The sequence below is a fragment of the Enterobacter sp. 50588862 genome, from assembly GCF_001462935.1.
In the GTDB taxonomy this organism is placed as follows: Bacteria; Pseudomonadota; Gammaproteobacteria; order Enterobacterales; family Enterobacteriaceae; genus Enterobacter; species Enterobacter bugandensis.
In genome coordinates this window covers 285,439-300,027 of the sequence record NZ_LNHM01000021.1, presented here as the reverse complement: position 1 = coordinate 300,027, position 14,589 = coordinate 285,439, and the positions used below count along the sequence as shown (strand labels likewise).

The window sequence follows — 14,589 nt, the reverse complement described above, 5'->3', positions numbered from 1 at the left end:
AGGAAAAATGGCAAACCAAACCGTAATCAAGCTGCAGGACGGCAACGTGATGCCCCAACTGGGGCTAGGTGTATGGAAAGCCGGTAACGACGAGGTCGTCTCCGCCATTCATAAAGCACTCGAAGTCGGCTATCGGTCGATTGATACCGCCGCCGCGTACAAAAACGAGGACGGCGTGGGGACCGCGCTGGCCAGCGCCGGCGTCCCTCGCGATGAGCTGTTCATCACCACTAAACTGTGGAACGACGATCAAAAGCGCCCCCGCGAAGCCCTGCAGGAGAGCCTGGAGAAACTCCAGCTCGATTTCGTCGATCTGTACCTGATGCACTGGCCGGTTCCGGCTATCGATCACTACGTTGACGCCTGGAAAGGGATGATTGAACTGCAGAAAGAGGGGCTGGTGAAAAGCATCGGCGTCTGTAACTTCCAGGTGCATCACCTGCAGCGCCTGATTGACGAAACGGGCGTCGCTCCGGTGATTAACCAGATCGAGCTGCACCCGCTGCTGCAGCAGCGCCAGCTTCACGCCTGGAACGCCACCCACAAGATCCAGACCGAGTCCTGGAGCCCGCTGGCGCAGGGCGGTGAAGGCGTGTTCGATCAGAAAATCATCCGCGACCTGGCGGATAAATACGGCAAAACCCCGGCGCAGATCGTCATTCGCTGGCATCTGGACAACGGCCTGGTGGTGATCCCGAAATCGGTCACGCCGTCGCGCATTGCCGAGAACTTCGACGTCTGGGATTTCCGACTGGACAAAGACGAGCTGGGTGAAATTGCGAAGCTGGATAAAGGTAAGCGGCTTGGGCCGGACCCGGATCAGTTTGGCGGATAATCGCGTAAAAAAGCCGGGTGGCGGCTACGCCTTACCCGGCCTACATGTCGACATAAAAACCCCGGCTTGCCGGGGTTTTTTATTTACGCTTTGCGCTTCACGGGCTTCTTCACACTCGAATTACCGTTCGAACGCTGATGCACAATCGGCGTGTGCTTGGTCAGCGCCGGGCGCGTATTGCGATTATGGCGACGCGCTTCGCGCATCTCCTCCAGCGTCGGGGCCGGTACCAGACAGTCGCGGCGCGAGCCGATCAGGTGTTTTTTACCCATCTCTTCCAGCGCCTGGCGGATCAGCGGCCAGTTGGCCGGATCGTGGTAACGCAGCAGCGCCTTATGCAGACGACGCTGTTTATCCCCTTTCGGCACCACCACGTCTTCACTCTTATAACCAATCTTACTCAGCGGGTTCTTGCCGGTGTAGTACATGGTCGTCGAGTTGGCGAGCGGTGAAGGATAGAAGTTCTGCACCTGATCCAGACGGAAGCGACGCTGCTTCAGCCACAGCGCCAGGTTCACCATGTCTTCATCGCGCGTGCCAGGATGCGCGGAGATGAAGTACGGGATCAGATACTGCTCTTTGCCCGCCTGCTTCGAGTAGGTGTCGAACAGCTGTTTAAAACGATCGTAGCTGCCCATGCCCGGCTTCATCATCTTCGACAGCGGGCCTTCTTCGGTGTGCTCCGGCGCAATCTTGAGATAGCCACCCACATGGTGCGTCGCCAACTCTTTGATATAGCGAGGATCTTCCACGGCGATGTCGTAACGCACCCCGGACGCGATGAGGATCTTCTTGATGCCCTTCAGGTCGCGCGCGCGGCGGTAGAGGTTGATCGTCGGCTCGTGGTTAGTATCCATGTGCTCGCAAATGCTCGGGTAGACGCAGGAGAGGCGACGACAGGTCTGTTCCGCGCGCGGTGATTTGCAGCGCAGCATATACATGTTGGCGGTTGGGCCGCCAAGATCGGAAATCACGCCGGTAAAGCCCGGCACGGAGTCGCGGATGGCTTCGATCTCATTGATGATCGAATCCTCAGAGCGGCTCTGGATAATACGGCCTTCGTGTTCGGTAATGGAGCAGAAGGAGCAGCCGCCGAAGCAGCCGCGCATGATGTTGATCGAGAAGCGGATCATCTCATACGCCGGGATGCGGGCGTTGCCGTAGGCCGGGTGCGGCACGCGCTTGTACGGCAGCGCAAAGACGCTGTCCATCTCTTCGGTGGAGAGCGGGATCGCCGGCGGGTTGATCCAGATAAAGCGCTCGCCATGCTTCTGCATCAGGGCGCGGGCGCAGCCCGGGTTGGTTTCATGGTGCAGAATACGGGACGCGTGCGCGTAGAGCACCTTGTCGGCTTTCACCTTCTCGTAGGACGGCAGCAGTACGTAGGTCTTTTCCCACGGCTTCGGGCGCGGCGGCTGCACGACGATCGCCTTCGCTTCCGCCTTCTTTGGCTCTACCGGTTTGTTATCGGCACACGGCAGATCGTCGCCGTACGGATGTGGGATCGGGTCGATTTTGCCCGGCATATCGATGATGCGGGAATCTACCCCGCGCCAGCCCGGCAGCGCCTCTTTCACCATAATGGCGGTATTGCGCACGTCGCGGATGCTGCTCACCGGCTCGCCCTGCGACAGGCGGTGCGCCACTTCCACCAGCGGACGCTCGCCGTTTCCGTAAATCAGCATGTCGGCCTTGGAATCCACCAGCACCGAGCGGCGCACGGTATCTGACCAGTAGTCGTAGTGTGCGGTGCGGCGCAGGCTCGCCTCGATGCCGCCCAGGATCACCGGCACGTCTTTCCAGGCTTCTTTGCAGCGCTGGGTGTAGACGAGGGTTGCGCGGTCCGGACGTTTGCCCGCCACGTTATCCGGCGTGTAGGCGTCGTCATGGCGCAGCTTACGGTCGGCGGTATAGCGGTTGATCATCGAGTCCATGTTGCCGGCGGTCACGCCGAAGAACAGGTTCGGTTTACCCAGACGCATAAAGTCGTCTTTACTGTTCCAGTCGGGCTGGGAGATGATCCCCACGCGGAAGCCCTGCGCCTCAAGCATGCGGCCACAGATGGCCATGCCGAAGCTCGGGTGGTCAACGTAGGCATCGCCCGTGACCAGAATGATGTCGCAGCTGTCCCAGCCCAGTTGATCCATCTCTTCCCGGGACATCGGCAGGAACGGCGCCGGTCCAAAGCAGGCAGCCCAGTACTGGGGCCAGGAGAAGAGGTCACGATCCGGCTGGATCAGGGAAATTGCGCTCATAGTGCTTCCGAAGAAAAAATAGACAAAAGGGCGGGGATTATACGCTGGAACATTGTGGGAAATGAAGGGGTATTATGCGGGCTGTTGCCCTCACCCCAACCCTCTCCCACAGGGAGAGGGAGAAAAGCACGTTACGGCGCCGGATTCACCAGCATCTGCCCTACCGAGCCCCTGTCCATCATCTCCAGCGTCTGGCTGTGGAACAGGAACGGGAAGTGCGGCCACGAAGGCTGGCCGTAGTAGACGAGCAGTTCAACCTGGCCGTCCACCCACACGGTATCTTTCCAGCCGCGATCTTCCGGGAACGGCATCGCACCATTAACGTTGCGGATCAGGAATGACACACCTTCAATATGGAACGACTGCGGCATGTCTGATCGGACCGTCCAGCGCTCCCACGTTCCCTGCTGAGCGGTGATATCAATGCGATTTACATCCCACAGCGCGCCGTTGATGCCCGGATCGTCGCCCAGGCTGATATCACGGCTGCGCACCGGCGAGCCGCTCATGATCTCCTGCGGCAGCAGGCGCATCGGCAGGCTATCGGTGACCAGCGGCAGCAGGCCGGTTGGACGCAGAGTAAGCACCAGCGTGGAGACCAGAATGCTCGACGGCTCAAAGAACCCGCGAATACGGTCAACGATGCTCGCGGCTTCACCACAGGTGACGGAGACTTCGTCCCCGTTGGTCATATCCACCAGAATTTCACGACGTTCACCCGGCGCCAGTGCAAGCTGTTTAACGGAGACCGGCGCGGGTAAAAAGCCCTGGTCGCCGGAGATCACGTGCAGCGGGCGGCCATCACTCATCTGCAGCTGATAGCGACGCGAATTAGAGGCGTTGAGCAGGCGCAGGCGCACCCAGCCGCGGGACACTTCCACGTACGGGCTCTGCGCGCCGTTAACCAGCAAGGTATCGCCGACAAAGCCACCGCTGCCCGGCTCGCTGTACTCCGGCGTGCCGAAGTTATCCAGACGTTTGTCCTGAATAATGACCGGGAAATCGTCCACGCCGTAGTGGTTCGGGATCGGCAGAGATTTACTGACCTCATCTTCCACCAGCCACATGCCGGCCAGACCGTTATAGACCTGCTGCGCCGTACGGTTAGGGGTATTGGCGTGATACCACAGGGTTGCCGCACTCTGGCGAATCGGCAGGACGGGCGCCCAGTCGGCGTTGGGGGACATCATTCGCGCCGCGCCGCCAATCAAAGGGCCAGGAACCTGTAAGCCGCTGATGGTCATGGCGACATTTTCAGCCGTACGGTTGCTGTAAATGAGCTTAACGTCATCGCCGTTCCACACGCGGATGGTCGGCCCGAGGTAGCGCCCGTTAATGCCCCACACCGGCGCGCGCGTGCCCTGGGTAAAGGACCAGTGGCTGCGCTGAAGCGTAAGGAAAAGCGGCTGCCCGCGACGGGATTCAATCAACGGCGGAATGGGCAGCGACTGCTGCTGCCCGGCGGCGCTGGCTGTCAGCGGCATCGCACCCGCACAAAGGGCAATCCCCGAAGCCTGAATAAACTGACGCCGACTGAGTGACATATAAGCTCCATCTGAAACGACTAACAACGCGGGAATTCTTTTTCCCTTTAACGCCGAATTAAACCTTACCGGCGGCTTCTCTTTCTGCGACTTCTTTATCCAGCAGCGCAATATGCTGAGCCATTAGCTCGCGGCAGTGTGCTGCCAGTTCGCGCACCTGGTCTTTACCGTATTTGCTGGTATCGACGGGTGGCAGCATTTCGACAATCACCAGACCATTATTCAGGCGGTTAAGATTAATCTTATTAGAAGTATTGGAAACGCACACGGGAATAATTGGAACACCTGCCGCAATTGCGGCATGAAACGCGCCGGTTTTGAACGGCAGCAGGCCGCGGCCGCGGCTACGCGTTCCTTCCGGGAACATCCAGATTGAGATCCGGCGCTTTTTAAAATGATTCACCACTTCTGCAATCGTGCCGTGCGCTTTTGCACGGTTGTTACGGTCGATCAGCAGGTTACCGGTCAGCCAGTACAGCTGACCAAAAAACGGGATCCACAGCAGGCTTTTTTTCCCCACCGTCACGGTCGGAGGCAGAACAATATTGGAGGCCGTCACCATATCGTAGTTGTTCTGATGATTGGCGATATAGATGGCGTTACCGAAGTTCTCCGCTCCTTCAGGCAGGCGTTTTTCAACCTTCAGACCAAACAGCGGCGCAAGGCGACCGAACATATGGCCAAAGGTGGCAACATGCTTCGGATTACGCGGGCTGAACAGGCAGTAAATAGAGCCGAAAATACAGACCAGAATGCAGTAAATAACGGTAAGAATGAGACGAACAATGTATAGCATAGCGACCTCTGAAGCCCTGACAGCTGACAATTATACTTCACCTGTGGCCAGGTAAGGACTTTATTACGAGCGCGTATTGTTAATCGCAACGCACGAATTAACAACGATTTTACGGGAAATTTTATTGAAATACCCCCTCCGGACAGAGGGGGTGTCATGACATTACTCTTCGCTGTCGCCCGCACTGCTGCGCGCAGGCGAATCAATCTCCACGCGGTCGATACGCTGCAGGCCGCGCATCAGCGAACCGCGGCGACCGCGCTCGCCCACCACTTTCTGCAGCTCTTCCGGGCGAAGCTTGATTTTACGCTTGCCAACGTGGATGGTCAGCGTGCTCTGCGGCGGCAGCAGGAAGAGGTGCGCCAGGCCATCTTCACCTTTCGCGGCTTCCGCCGACGAGATGTTGATGATCTTGTTGCCCTTACCTTTCGACAGCTCCGGCAGGTCGCTGACCGGGAACATCAGCATGCGTCCGGCAGAGGTGATCGCCAGCAGCATGTCGCTCTCGTTCTCAATCACCAGCGGTGTCATCACGCGGGCATTGTCCGGCAGGCTGATCAGCGCTTTACCGGCACGGTTACGCGACACGAGGTCGTTAAAGGTACAGATAAAGCCGTAGCCCGCATCGGACGCCATCAGCAGCTTCTGGTCGTCGGCCTCCATCAGCATGTGGTCAACCGTTGCGCCCGGCGGCAGCGTCAGCTTACCGGTCAGCGGTTCGCCCTGGCCGCGCGCGGAAGGCAGCGTAATCGGGTCAATGGCGTAGCTGCGGCCCGTGGAGTCGATAAACGCCACCGGCTGGTTGCTCTTGCCTTTCACCGCCGCTTTAAAGCTATCGCCCGCTTTGTAGCTCAGACCCGGCGCGTCGATATCGTGGCCTTTGGCGCTGCGCACCCAGCCGCTCTGCGACAGTACAATGGTCACCGGCTCGGACGGCTGCATGTCGTGCTCGTTCATCGCCTTCGCTTCTTCGCGCTCGTGCAGCGGAGAACGACGGTCGTCGCCGAAGGCATCGGCATCTGCCTGCAGCTCTTTCTTCAGCAAGGTGTTCATCTTGCGCTCGGAGGCGAGGATCGCCTGCAGCTGATCGCGCTCTTTTTCCAGCTCGCTTTGCTCGCCACGGATCTTCATCTCTTCCAGCTTAGCGAGATGGCGCAGCTTCAGTTCGAGGATCGCTTCGGCCTGGGTTTCGCTGATGCCAAAGCGCGACATCAGCGCGGGCTTCGGCTCGTCCTCGGTACGGATGATCTCAATCACTTCATCGATATTGAGGAATGCCACCAGCAAACCTTCGAGGATATGCAGGCGCTTAAGCACTTTCTCCAGACGATGGTTCAGACGACGGCGCACCGTATCGCGGCGGAACGTCAGCCACTCGCTGAGGATCTCCAGCAGGTTTTTCACCGCCGGACGACCGTCCAGACCAATCATATTCAGGTTGATGCGGTAGCTTTTTTCCAGATCGGTAGTAGCGAACAGGTGGTTCATCACCTGCTCCATGTCCACGCGGTTAGAGCGCGGCACGATCACCAGACGAGTCGGGTTCTCGTGGTCGGATTCGTCGCGCAGATCGTCCACCATCGGCAGCTTTTTATTGCGCATCTGGGCGGCGATCTGCTCCAGCACTTTGGCACCGGAAACCTGGTGCGGCAGCGCGGTGATCACCACGGCGCCGTCCTCTTTATTCCACACCGCGCGCATGCGCACGGAGCCGCGACCGTTCTGGTAGATCTTGCGGATTTCTGCACGCGAGGTGATGATCTCGGCTTCGGTCGGGTAATCCGGCCCCTGCACGATATCCAGCAGCTCGTCCAGCGAGGTTTTTGGCTGCTCGATCAGGGTGATGGCGGCTTTCGCCACTTCACGCAGGTTGTGCGGCGGAATGTCCGTCGCCATGCCTACGGCAATACCGGTGGTGCCGTTCAGCAGGATGTTCGGCAGACGCGCAGGCAGCATCTTCGGCTCCTGCAGCGTACCGTCGAAGTTTGGCACCCAGTCAACGGTTCCCTGACCCAGCTCGCCCAGCAGCACTTCGGCGTATTTGGACAGGCGGGATTCGGTATAACGCATCGCTGCGAAGGATTTCGGATCGTCCGGCGCACCCCAGTTCCCCTGCCCGTCCACCAGCGGATATCGGTAAGAGAACGGCTGGGCCATCAGCACCATCGCTTCATAGCAGGCGCTGTCGCCGTGCGGATGGTATTTACCCAGTACGTCACCCACAGTACGGGCGGATTTCTTGAACTTGGCGGTGGCGTTCAGCCCCAGTTCGGACATCGCATAGACGATGCGGCGCTGAACGGGCTTCAGGCCATCCCCGATAAACGGCAACGCCCTGTCCATGATGACGTACATGGAGTAGTTCAGGTAGGCGTTTTCCGTGAATTCATGTAGCGCGAGGCGCTCTGCCATATCGCTCATTACGTGTGATTCCTCAACTCAGAAACCGAAGGGTTTCAGGCAATATTGCCGCAGATACTACCTCATCTGACGAATTGAGTCACAAAGAAAAAGGGCCGCATAAGCGGCCCTTTTCGGGTTATTTGTTCAGCTTGATAACCTGCTTCACGTCGATTTCAAACTCGTTCCAGTCTTTGTCGACTTTACCCTGCAGCTCTACTTTATCCTGCGGGGTGACGGTCACGCCGTTCCAGCGCTTGTGGTCAATCTCAACCACCACCGTGCCGGACTCGTCGCGGAAGGTGTAGCGGTCATCGGACAGGCGCTCGGTAATGTTCCCGCGCAGCTTCACCCAGGCATCGTCCTTCAGATCTTTCACTTTAGCCGCGGTGGTGAGGTTGGCGTTGTTATCGACAAAACCGCCCTGCTGGGTTTGCGTCTGGGTCTGTGTCGCAGATGGGCCAGTAAAGCCGCCCTGTGCGGCAAAGACCGGCGCGGTGGTCATCATCATGATGGCAGCAATTGCAGCGAATTTTTTCATCTTCATCTCTCCCTTTAATGTCGTTTCGCAATCCATTAAACAGGGTAAACCTTAACAACTTCTTAAGGGGAAAATTTATTTATTTTTACTGTACAGCAGGCGCTTGCAGAGGGTTTACTGACGGCATCAAGGAGGGAACATGCGCATTTTACTGGTAGAAGACGACAGGTTAATCGGCGATGGCATCAAAGCAGGCTTAAGCAAACTGGGCTTTAGCGTGGACTGGTTTACCGACGGGAAAACCGGGCAGGCCGCGCTCGCCTCAGCGCCCTATGATGCCGTGGTGCTTGACCTGACCCTACCGGGAATTGACGGTCTGGAGATCCTGCGCGCCTGGCGCGAAAGCGGTAAGCGCGAGCCGGTACTGATCCTGACCGCGCGGGATGCGCTGAACCAGCGCGTTGAAGGGCTGCGCCTCGGTGCGGACGATTATCTCTGTAAGCCGTTCGCGCTGATAGAAGTGGCCGCCCGTCTGGAAGCACTGGTGCGCCGCAGCCACGGTCAGACCCGCAGCGAGCTGCGCCACGGCAAGGTGACGCTCGATCCGGCAAGCCTCGTCGCCACGCTGGAGGGCGAAACGCTGACGCTTAAACCCAAAGAGTTCGCCCTGCTGGAGCTGCTGATGCGCAACGCGGGCCGGGTGCTGCCGCGCAAGCTGATCGAGGAAAAGCTTTATACCTGGGACGATGACGTCTCCAGCAACGCCGTCGAAGTCCATGTCCATCATTTACGCCGCAAGCTCGGGAGCGAGTTTATCCGCACCGTGCACGGCATCGGCTACACCCTGGGTGACGCATGAAGCTGAGCCTGAAGCTGCGCCTGACGCTCCTCTTTTTAGCGCTGTCTCTGACGGCCTGGTTTGCCGCCAGCCTGGTGGCGTGGCAGCAGACCACCCACAAGCTCGATAAGCTGTTCGACACCCAGCAGATGCTGTTTGCCAAACGGCTGCTGACGATGGATCTGGACGAGATCCGCGCGCCGGAGCGCATGCGCGAGGTGCCGAAAAAGGCCAAACACGGGCATCTGGACGATGACGCGCTGGCCTTCGCTATTTACGCTTCAGACGGCACGATGATCCTTAACGACGGCGAAAACGGGCGCGATATCCCGTATCACTATCGTCGTGACGGCTTTGATGACGGACGGCTTCAGGATGACAACGATGAATGGCGCTTTTTATGGCTGACGTCGCCAGACGGAAAATACCGTGTCGTTGTCGGCCAGGAGTGGGAGTACCGGCAGGATATGGCGCTGGACGTGGTCAGCTCGCAGCTGACGCCGTGGCTGGTGGCGCTGCCGGTGATGCTACTGTTGCTGATCGTCCTGCTGAGCCGGGAGCTGAAGCCCCTGAAAAAGCTGGCCCAGACACTGCGTTCCCGCTCGCCGGACGCCACCGACGCCCTGCCCACTCAGGGCGTGCCGGCAGAAGTGCGCCCCCTGCTCGACTCGCTGAACCATCTTTTTACCCGTACCCAGGAGATGATGACCCGCGAGCGCCGCTTTACCTCCGACGCCGCCCACGAGCTGCGCAGCCCGCTGGCGGCGCTGAAGGTGCAAACCGACGTGGCGCAGCTTTCTCAGGACGATCCGCAGGCGCAGGAAAAAGCGCTGGCGCAACTGCACGCGGGTATTGACCGCGCCTCCCGGCTGGTGGATCAGCTCCTCACCCTGTCGCGCCTGGACTCGCTGGACAGCCTGGACGGCGTAGAACAGATAGCGATGGCTGATCTGCTGCAGTCTGCGGTAATGGATATTTATCCTTCGGCACAGCAGGCGGGTATTGATATTCGCCTGCACATCAACGCGCCGGAGGTGACCCGCACGGGTCAGCAACTGCTTCTGAGCCTGATGGCGCGCAACCTGCTGGATAACGCCACCCGCTACAGCCCGCGCGGCAGCGTGGTAGACGTGACGCTGAACACCCGTAGCGTTACCGTGCGCGACAATGGCCCGGGCATTTCGCCCGATGCGCTGGCGCGTCTCGGCGAGCGCTTTTATCGTCCACCGGGTCAGGACGCCACGGGCAGCGGGCTGGGGCTATCCATTGTGAAACGCATTGCCGCGCTACACGGCATGCGCGTCTCGCTGGGCAATGCGCCAGAAGGCGGCTTTGAAGTAAAGGTTAACTGGTAAGGGATTATTGCATTTAGCGCAAAAGACTTTGCACATTTTGCTTATTTTTCCGCTCCGTCCTCGCGCGTAGAATACCCGGCATACTCTCATGACCGAGGACAAATAATGAGCAATATTCTGATTATCAACGGCGCGAAAGAGTTCGCGCACTCTAAAGGCCAGCTGAATGACACCCTGACCGAGGTCGCGGACGGTTTCCTGCGCGACGCCGGGCATGATGTTAAGGTCGTGCGCGCGGACAGCAACTATGACGTGAAGGCCGAAGTGCAGAACTTCCTGTGGGCCGATGTGGTTGTCTGGCAGATGCCGGGCTGGTGGATGGGCGCGCCGTGGACCGTGAAAAAATACATGGACGACGTCTTCACCGAAGGTCACGGTTCGCTGTATGCCAGCGACGGACGCACCCGCTCAGATGCCTCTAAAAAATACGGCTCCGGCGGCCTGATTCAGGGCAAAAAATATATGCTCTCCCTGACCTGGAACGCCCCTCTGGAAGCCTTCACCGAAAAAGATCAGTTCTTCGAAGGCGTGGGCGTAGACGGCGCGTATCTGCCGTTCCACAAGGCGAACCAGTTCCTGGGAATGGATCCGCTGCCGACCTTTATCGTCAACGACGTGATTAAAATGCCTGACGTCCCGAGCTATATCGCAGAATATCGCAAGCATCTCGCGAAAATTTTTGCTTAACTGGTAGCCTGGAATTAAAGGAGTAGTAACCATGCTTACAGTAATCGCAGAAATCCGTACTCGTCCAGGTCAACATCACCGCCAGGCGGTGCTGGATCAGTTCGCGAAAATCATCCCAACCGTACTGAAAGAAGAAGGCTGCCACGGCTACGCGCCGATGGTGGACGCCGCTACCGACGCAAGCTTCCAGGCCACTGCGCCAGACTCCATTATCATGGTTGAGCAGTGGGAAACCGTCGCGCACCTTGAAGCACACCTGCAGACCGCGCACATGAAAGCGTGGAGCGATGCGGTGAAGGGTGACGTGCTGGAGACCCACATCCGTATTCTGGAGCAAGGGGTTTAAAACCTGCCTTCCCTCTCCTTCCGGGGAGGGAATTCTCTCTGACCTGCTATGCTTATTCTGACTTCATGATTAACAGGAGGATGGAATGGGTCTTTTTAACTTCGTGAAAGAAGCAGGCGAAAAGCTATGGGATAACCTGACCGACCACAAAGGTCAGAGCGACAAAATCACCGAGCACCTCAAGAAACTCAACATTCCCGGTTCAGACAAAGTTCAGGTTAACGTTACCGACGGCAAGGCCAGCGTGACGGGTGACGGGCTGACCCAGGAGCAGAAAGAAAAAATCCAGGTCGCCGTCGGCAACATCGCGGGCGTCAGCGAGGTGGAGAACAACATCACCACGACCGATGCCAAAGATGAAGCCACCTACTACACGGTAAAATCCGGCGACACCCTGAGCGCTATCTCCAAAACCGTGTACGGCGATGCCAACCAGTACAACAAGATTTTTGAGGCTAACCGCCCGATGCTCTCCAGCCCGGATAAAATCTATCCCGGCCAGACGCTGCGTATTCCTAAAGCGTGATCCGCGAGTCGGGGGTCGCCCCCCGACCGTTTTTACCAGTACAGTTTCCAGCTCTGCGTAAAGCGCACCAGCGCCTCCACGTAGAAGTAATCTCCCCAGCTCGCACACTCGTCCACCCCTTTGTTGCTCGCCAGGTGATAGACCGAGTGTTTCAGCAGCCCGGTACCCTTCTCCTCTTTGCCCATCAGGTAGTGCTTCGTCAGTGACGACATAATGCCTTTGGCCCACTCCAGATACCGCTCCCGGTCCGGATCCGTCACGGGCAGGTGCTTCACCAGCTCCAGCAGCCCGCACACCGCAATCGCCGCCGAGGACGAATCGCGCAGCGCGTCGGTCCCCACCAGCGCCAGATCCCAGTGGCAGACGTAGTCTTCCGGGAGGCGGTTGAGAAAGTAGTTCGCCAGCCGCTTCGACAGGGCGATCATCGTCTCGTCGCCGGTATAGATATAGCTCAGCAGGAAGCCGTAAATCCCCCACGCCTGCCCGCGCGACCAGCAGGAGTCATCGGCATAGCCCTGCTGGGTATTGCCGTAGCGCGGCGCGCCGGTTACCACGTCCATATAGTAGGTGTGGAACGTGGAGGCATCGTCGCGGATGAGATAGTTTGCCGCCTGCATGACGTGCGCTTTTGCGGCGTCAGCAAAGCGCGGATCCCCCGTCTGCTCCGTCGCCCAGTAGAGCAGCGGCAGGTTCATGTTGCAGTCGATGATCATCCGTCCGGCCTGCTCCGGGTCTGAAAGATCGCCCCACGCCTGAATGATTTTCGCCTTCTCATGAAAGCGCTCCAGCAGGGCTTCAGCCGCCAGCAGGGAGAAACCGCGCGCCTCGCGGCTGCCGGTAAGTCTCCAGGCCGCCACGCAGGAGAGCGTGTACAGGAAGCCCAGATCGTGAGTGTTGGTGTCGCTGCGCCCGGCGATGCGCAGGCCGAAGGAGCGCACGTGTTTTTCCGCCATCGAGCGGAATTTCTCCTCGCCGCTCATCTCCCACGCCAGCCACAGCTGGCCGGTCCAGAAGCTGGTTGTCCACTCTACGTTGTCGGTCAGCGGGTAATAACCGTTCCGGCATGTTTCCGCCGGGAACTGCTCTCCGAATGCCGTTAAATGACGGCTAATCAGCTCGAGGACGTGGCTACGCGCAGAGATCAGTTCATCGCTAAACAGGCGCGAGTCTACGGGAGCAGGAATGGCAGACAGGCGTTCCTCTCTGATACGACTTAACATATTTCGGTTCCTTGTGGTCAGCGTGATGAAGGTTCTGCTACGTTCAGCGGGCGGGGGCCGCGCCATTTGCTCTGGCAGGCGGATAACGTAAAGGCAGAAATAAAGGTAAAGATCAGCGCCGTCGCCCCCATGATGATATAGGTCTGTTCAAAGCCGATGCGGTCATACATATATCCGGCAGGCGAGGAAACCACCACGTTCCCCACGTACAGCATCGCCTGATAGCCCAGTAAATACATGGTGGCGTTCACGCGCTTGTCGAAATGCTCCGCAATATATTTAAAGACCGACACCAGCAGCAGGCAAATTTCTATACCGTATAGCGGCTTGAGCACGGAAATTAACAGATGCGAGTCGCACATCCCGGAAATAATCAAACGCGCCCCGACGATCAGCCCGACAATTAATAGCCCGCGCCTGGCGCCAATAAAGTTAACGAACAGCGGGACAACCATATACATGACGAATTCTATGCCCGACTGCACGGTGCCGAGATAGCCAAACACCGCGTTGCCCTCATGAATATCGTCAAAGAAGGTAACGAAATAGCGCGAGAACTGCTGCTCGGCGATAAACATCATCCACGCCACGCCCGCCACGTACAGGCAAAAAGCCCAGAATTTACGGTTACGCAGCAGGGCATACACATCTGCGGGGGCAATTTTCTCTTTGGTCAGTACCGCATCGGCATGAACGGAGTTAGTGTTCACTTTCAGGCTGAGCAGGACAACCAGCATCACTATCGACGCCACGCTGCCCATAATGAAGTTATAGGTCGGTGAGAGGTTGAACAGCAGGCCGGAGAAGGACGATGCCACCGCCCAGCCGAGCGAGCCCCACATACGAATTTGCCCGAACTCCATGCCGTTTAAGCGGCTGAAGCGGTCGGAATAGGATTCACACGCCGCCACGCCCGCATACCAGGCAAAGCTTAAATAGAGTGCGCCGATAATAATCCCCAGCAAGGTGCTGGACATTAACAGCGGTTGATAGACGTAAATAAAAAATGGCGCCATCAGGGCCGACATGGCGACCACAAAATAGAGCAGGTATTTGCTCATGCCGATTTTATCGAGAATATAGCCGTAGATGGGTTTGAGAATAACGGAAAATATTCCGTTCACCGCGAACACGGTTCCAATTACCGTCCCGCTGAGATTCGCTTTTTGACCCAGCCAGATCGCCAGCAGGCCAATACTCGCGGACCAGGTAAAGAAATAGAGAAAAATAAAGCTGCTGATTTTGTAATATTCGGTTCTGTTGGTTGTCGATGTATTTTTCATACCATCCTCGCCGAGGTGTAGGG

At 58.0% G+C, this 14,589-nt stretch carries 13 protein-coding genes; 6 read left to right on the top strand and 7 right to left on the bottom strand.

What is annotated here, in order from left to right:
* Nucleotides 1–7 precede the first annotated feature (7 nt).
* Complete coding sequence (gene dkgA / locus APT89_RS09300; RefSeq protein WP_021242117.1) at nucleotides 8–835, top strand: 2,5-didehydrogluconate reductase DkgA; 828 nt, start codon at nucleotides 8–10, stop codon at nucleotides 833–835.
* 83 nt (nucleotides 836–918) lie between these two features.
* Here dkgA and APT89_RS09295 read toward each other — a convergent pair whose 3' ends face one another.
* The 5 genes from APT89_RS09295 to APT89_RS09275 all read right to left on the bottom strand — a co-directional run bounded on the left by APT89_RS09295 (nucleotide 919) and on the right by APT89_RS09275 (nucleotide 8,371).
* Nucleotides 919–3,090 carry a YgiQ family radical SAM protein gene (locus tag APT89_RS09295; protein WP_047364585.1) on the bottom strand — a complete coding sequence of 724 codons (2,172 nt, stop codon included), beginning with the start codon at nucleotides 3,088–3,090 and terminating at the stop codon, nucleotides 919–921.
* 131 nt (nucleotides 3,091–3,221) lie between these two features.
* On the bottom strand, nucleotides 3,222–4,634 hold the full coding sequence (ftsP, locus tag APT89_RS09290; RefSeq protein ID WP_060572133.1) for a cell division protein FtsP: 1,413 nt from the start codon (nucleotides 4,632–4,634) through the stop codon (nucleotides 3,222–3,224).
* Between the two features lie 58 nt (nucleotides 4,635–4,692).
* Nucleotides 4,693–5,430, bottom strand: a complete 738-nt coding sequence (plsC, locus tag APT89_RS09285; RefSeq protein ID WP_028014424.1) for a 1-acylglycerol-3-phosphate O-acyltransferase — start codon at nucleotides 5,428–5,430, stop codon at nucleotides 4,693–4,695.
* A gap of 162 nt (nucleotides 5,431–5,592) precedes the next feature.
* Nucleotides 5,593–7,851, bottom strand: coding sequence for a DNA topoisomerase IV subunit A (gene parC, locus APT89_RS09280; RefSeq protein ID WP_060572132.1), 2,259 nt, complete (start codon nucleotides 7,849–7,851; stop codon nucleotides 5,593–5,595).
* Nucleotides 7,852–7,969: 118 nt separating this feature from the next.
* Complete coding sequence (locus APT89_RS09275) at nucleotides 7,970–8,371, bottom strand: YgiW/YdeI family stress tolerance OB fold protein (RefSeq protein WP_023309189.1); 402 nt, start codon at nucleotides 8,369–8,371, stop codon at nucleotides 7,970–7,972.
* A gap of 139 nt (nucleotides 8,372–8,510) precedes the next feature.
* On the opposite strand from APT89_RS09275, the gene qseB reads away from it, so the two are divergent.
* The 5 genes from qseB (at nucleotide 8,511) to lysM (ending at nucleotide 12,063) form a co-directional block, all read left to right on the top strand.
* Complete coding sequence (qseB, locus tag APT89_RS09270; protein WP_045631558.1) at nucleotides 8,511–9,170, top strand: quorum sensing response regulator transcription factor QseB; 660 nt, start codon at nucleotides 8,511–8,513, stop codon at nucleotides 9,168–9,170.
* Nucleotides 9,167–10,504 (top strand): quorum sensing histidine kinase QseC, encoded by a 1,338-nt coding sequence (gene qseC, locus APT89_RS09265; RefSeq protein WP_060572131.1) that lies wholly within the window; start codon nucleotides 9,167–9,169, stop codon nucleotides 10,502–10,504. Before qseB ends, qseC begins: the two co-directional genes overlap by 4 nt.
* Before the next feature lie 105 nt (nucleotides 10,505–10,609).
* The gene (locus APT89_RS09260; protein WP_041908121.1) at nucleotides 10,610–11,191 is read left to right on the top strand and encodes an NAD(P)H-dependent oxidoreductase; all 582 of its coding nucleotides are present in this window, start codon (nucleotides 10,610–10,612) and stop codon (nucleotides 11,189–11,191) included.
* 31 nt (nucleotides 11,192–11,222) lie between these two features.
* Nucleotides 11,223–11,537 (top strand): putative quinol monooxygenase, encoded by a 315-nt coding sequence (locus APT89_RS09255; RefSeq protein WP_008502984.1) that lies wholly within the window; start codon nucleotides 11,223–11,225, stop codon nucleotides 11,535–11,537.
* A gap of 85 nt (nucleotides 11,538–11,622) precedes the next feature.
* The gene (gene lysM / locus APT89_RS09250) at nucleotides 11,623–12,063 is read left to right on the top strand and encodes a peptidoglycan-binding protein LysM (protein ID WP_028014428.1); all 441 of its coding nucleotides are present in this window, start codon (nucleotides 11,623–11,625) and stop codon (nucleotides 12,061–12,063) included.
* A gap of 32 nt (nucleotides 12,064–12,095) precedes the next feature.
* Here the strand turns inward: lysM and APT89_RS09245 are convergent, their stop codons facing one another.
* The gene (locus tag APT89_RS09245; protein WP_041908119.1) at nucleotides 12,096–13,283 is read right to left on the bottom strand and encodes a glycoside hydrolase family 88 protein; all 1,188 of its coding nucleotides are present in this window, start codon (nucleotides 13,281–13,283) and stop codon (nucleotides 12,096–12,098) included.
* A 17-nt stretch (nucleotides 13,284–13,300) separates the two neighbouring features.
* On the bottom strand, nucleotides 13,301–14,566 hold the full coding sequence (locus tag APT89_RS09240; RefSeq protein ID WP_041908117.1) for an oligosaccharide MFS transporter: 1,266 nt from the start codon (nucleotides 14,564–14,566) through the stop codon (nucleotides 13,301–13,303).
* Nucleotides 14,567–14,589 lie beyond the last annotated feature (23 nt).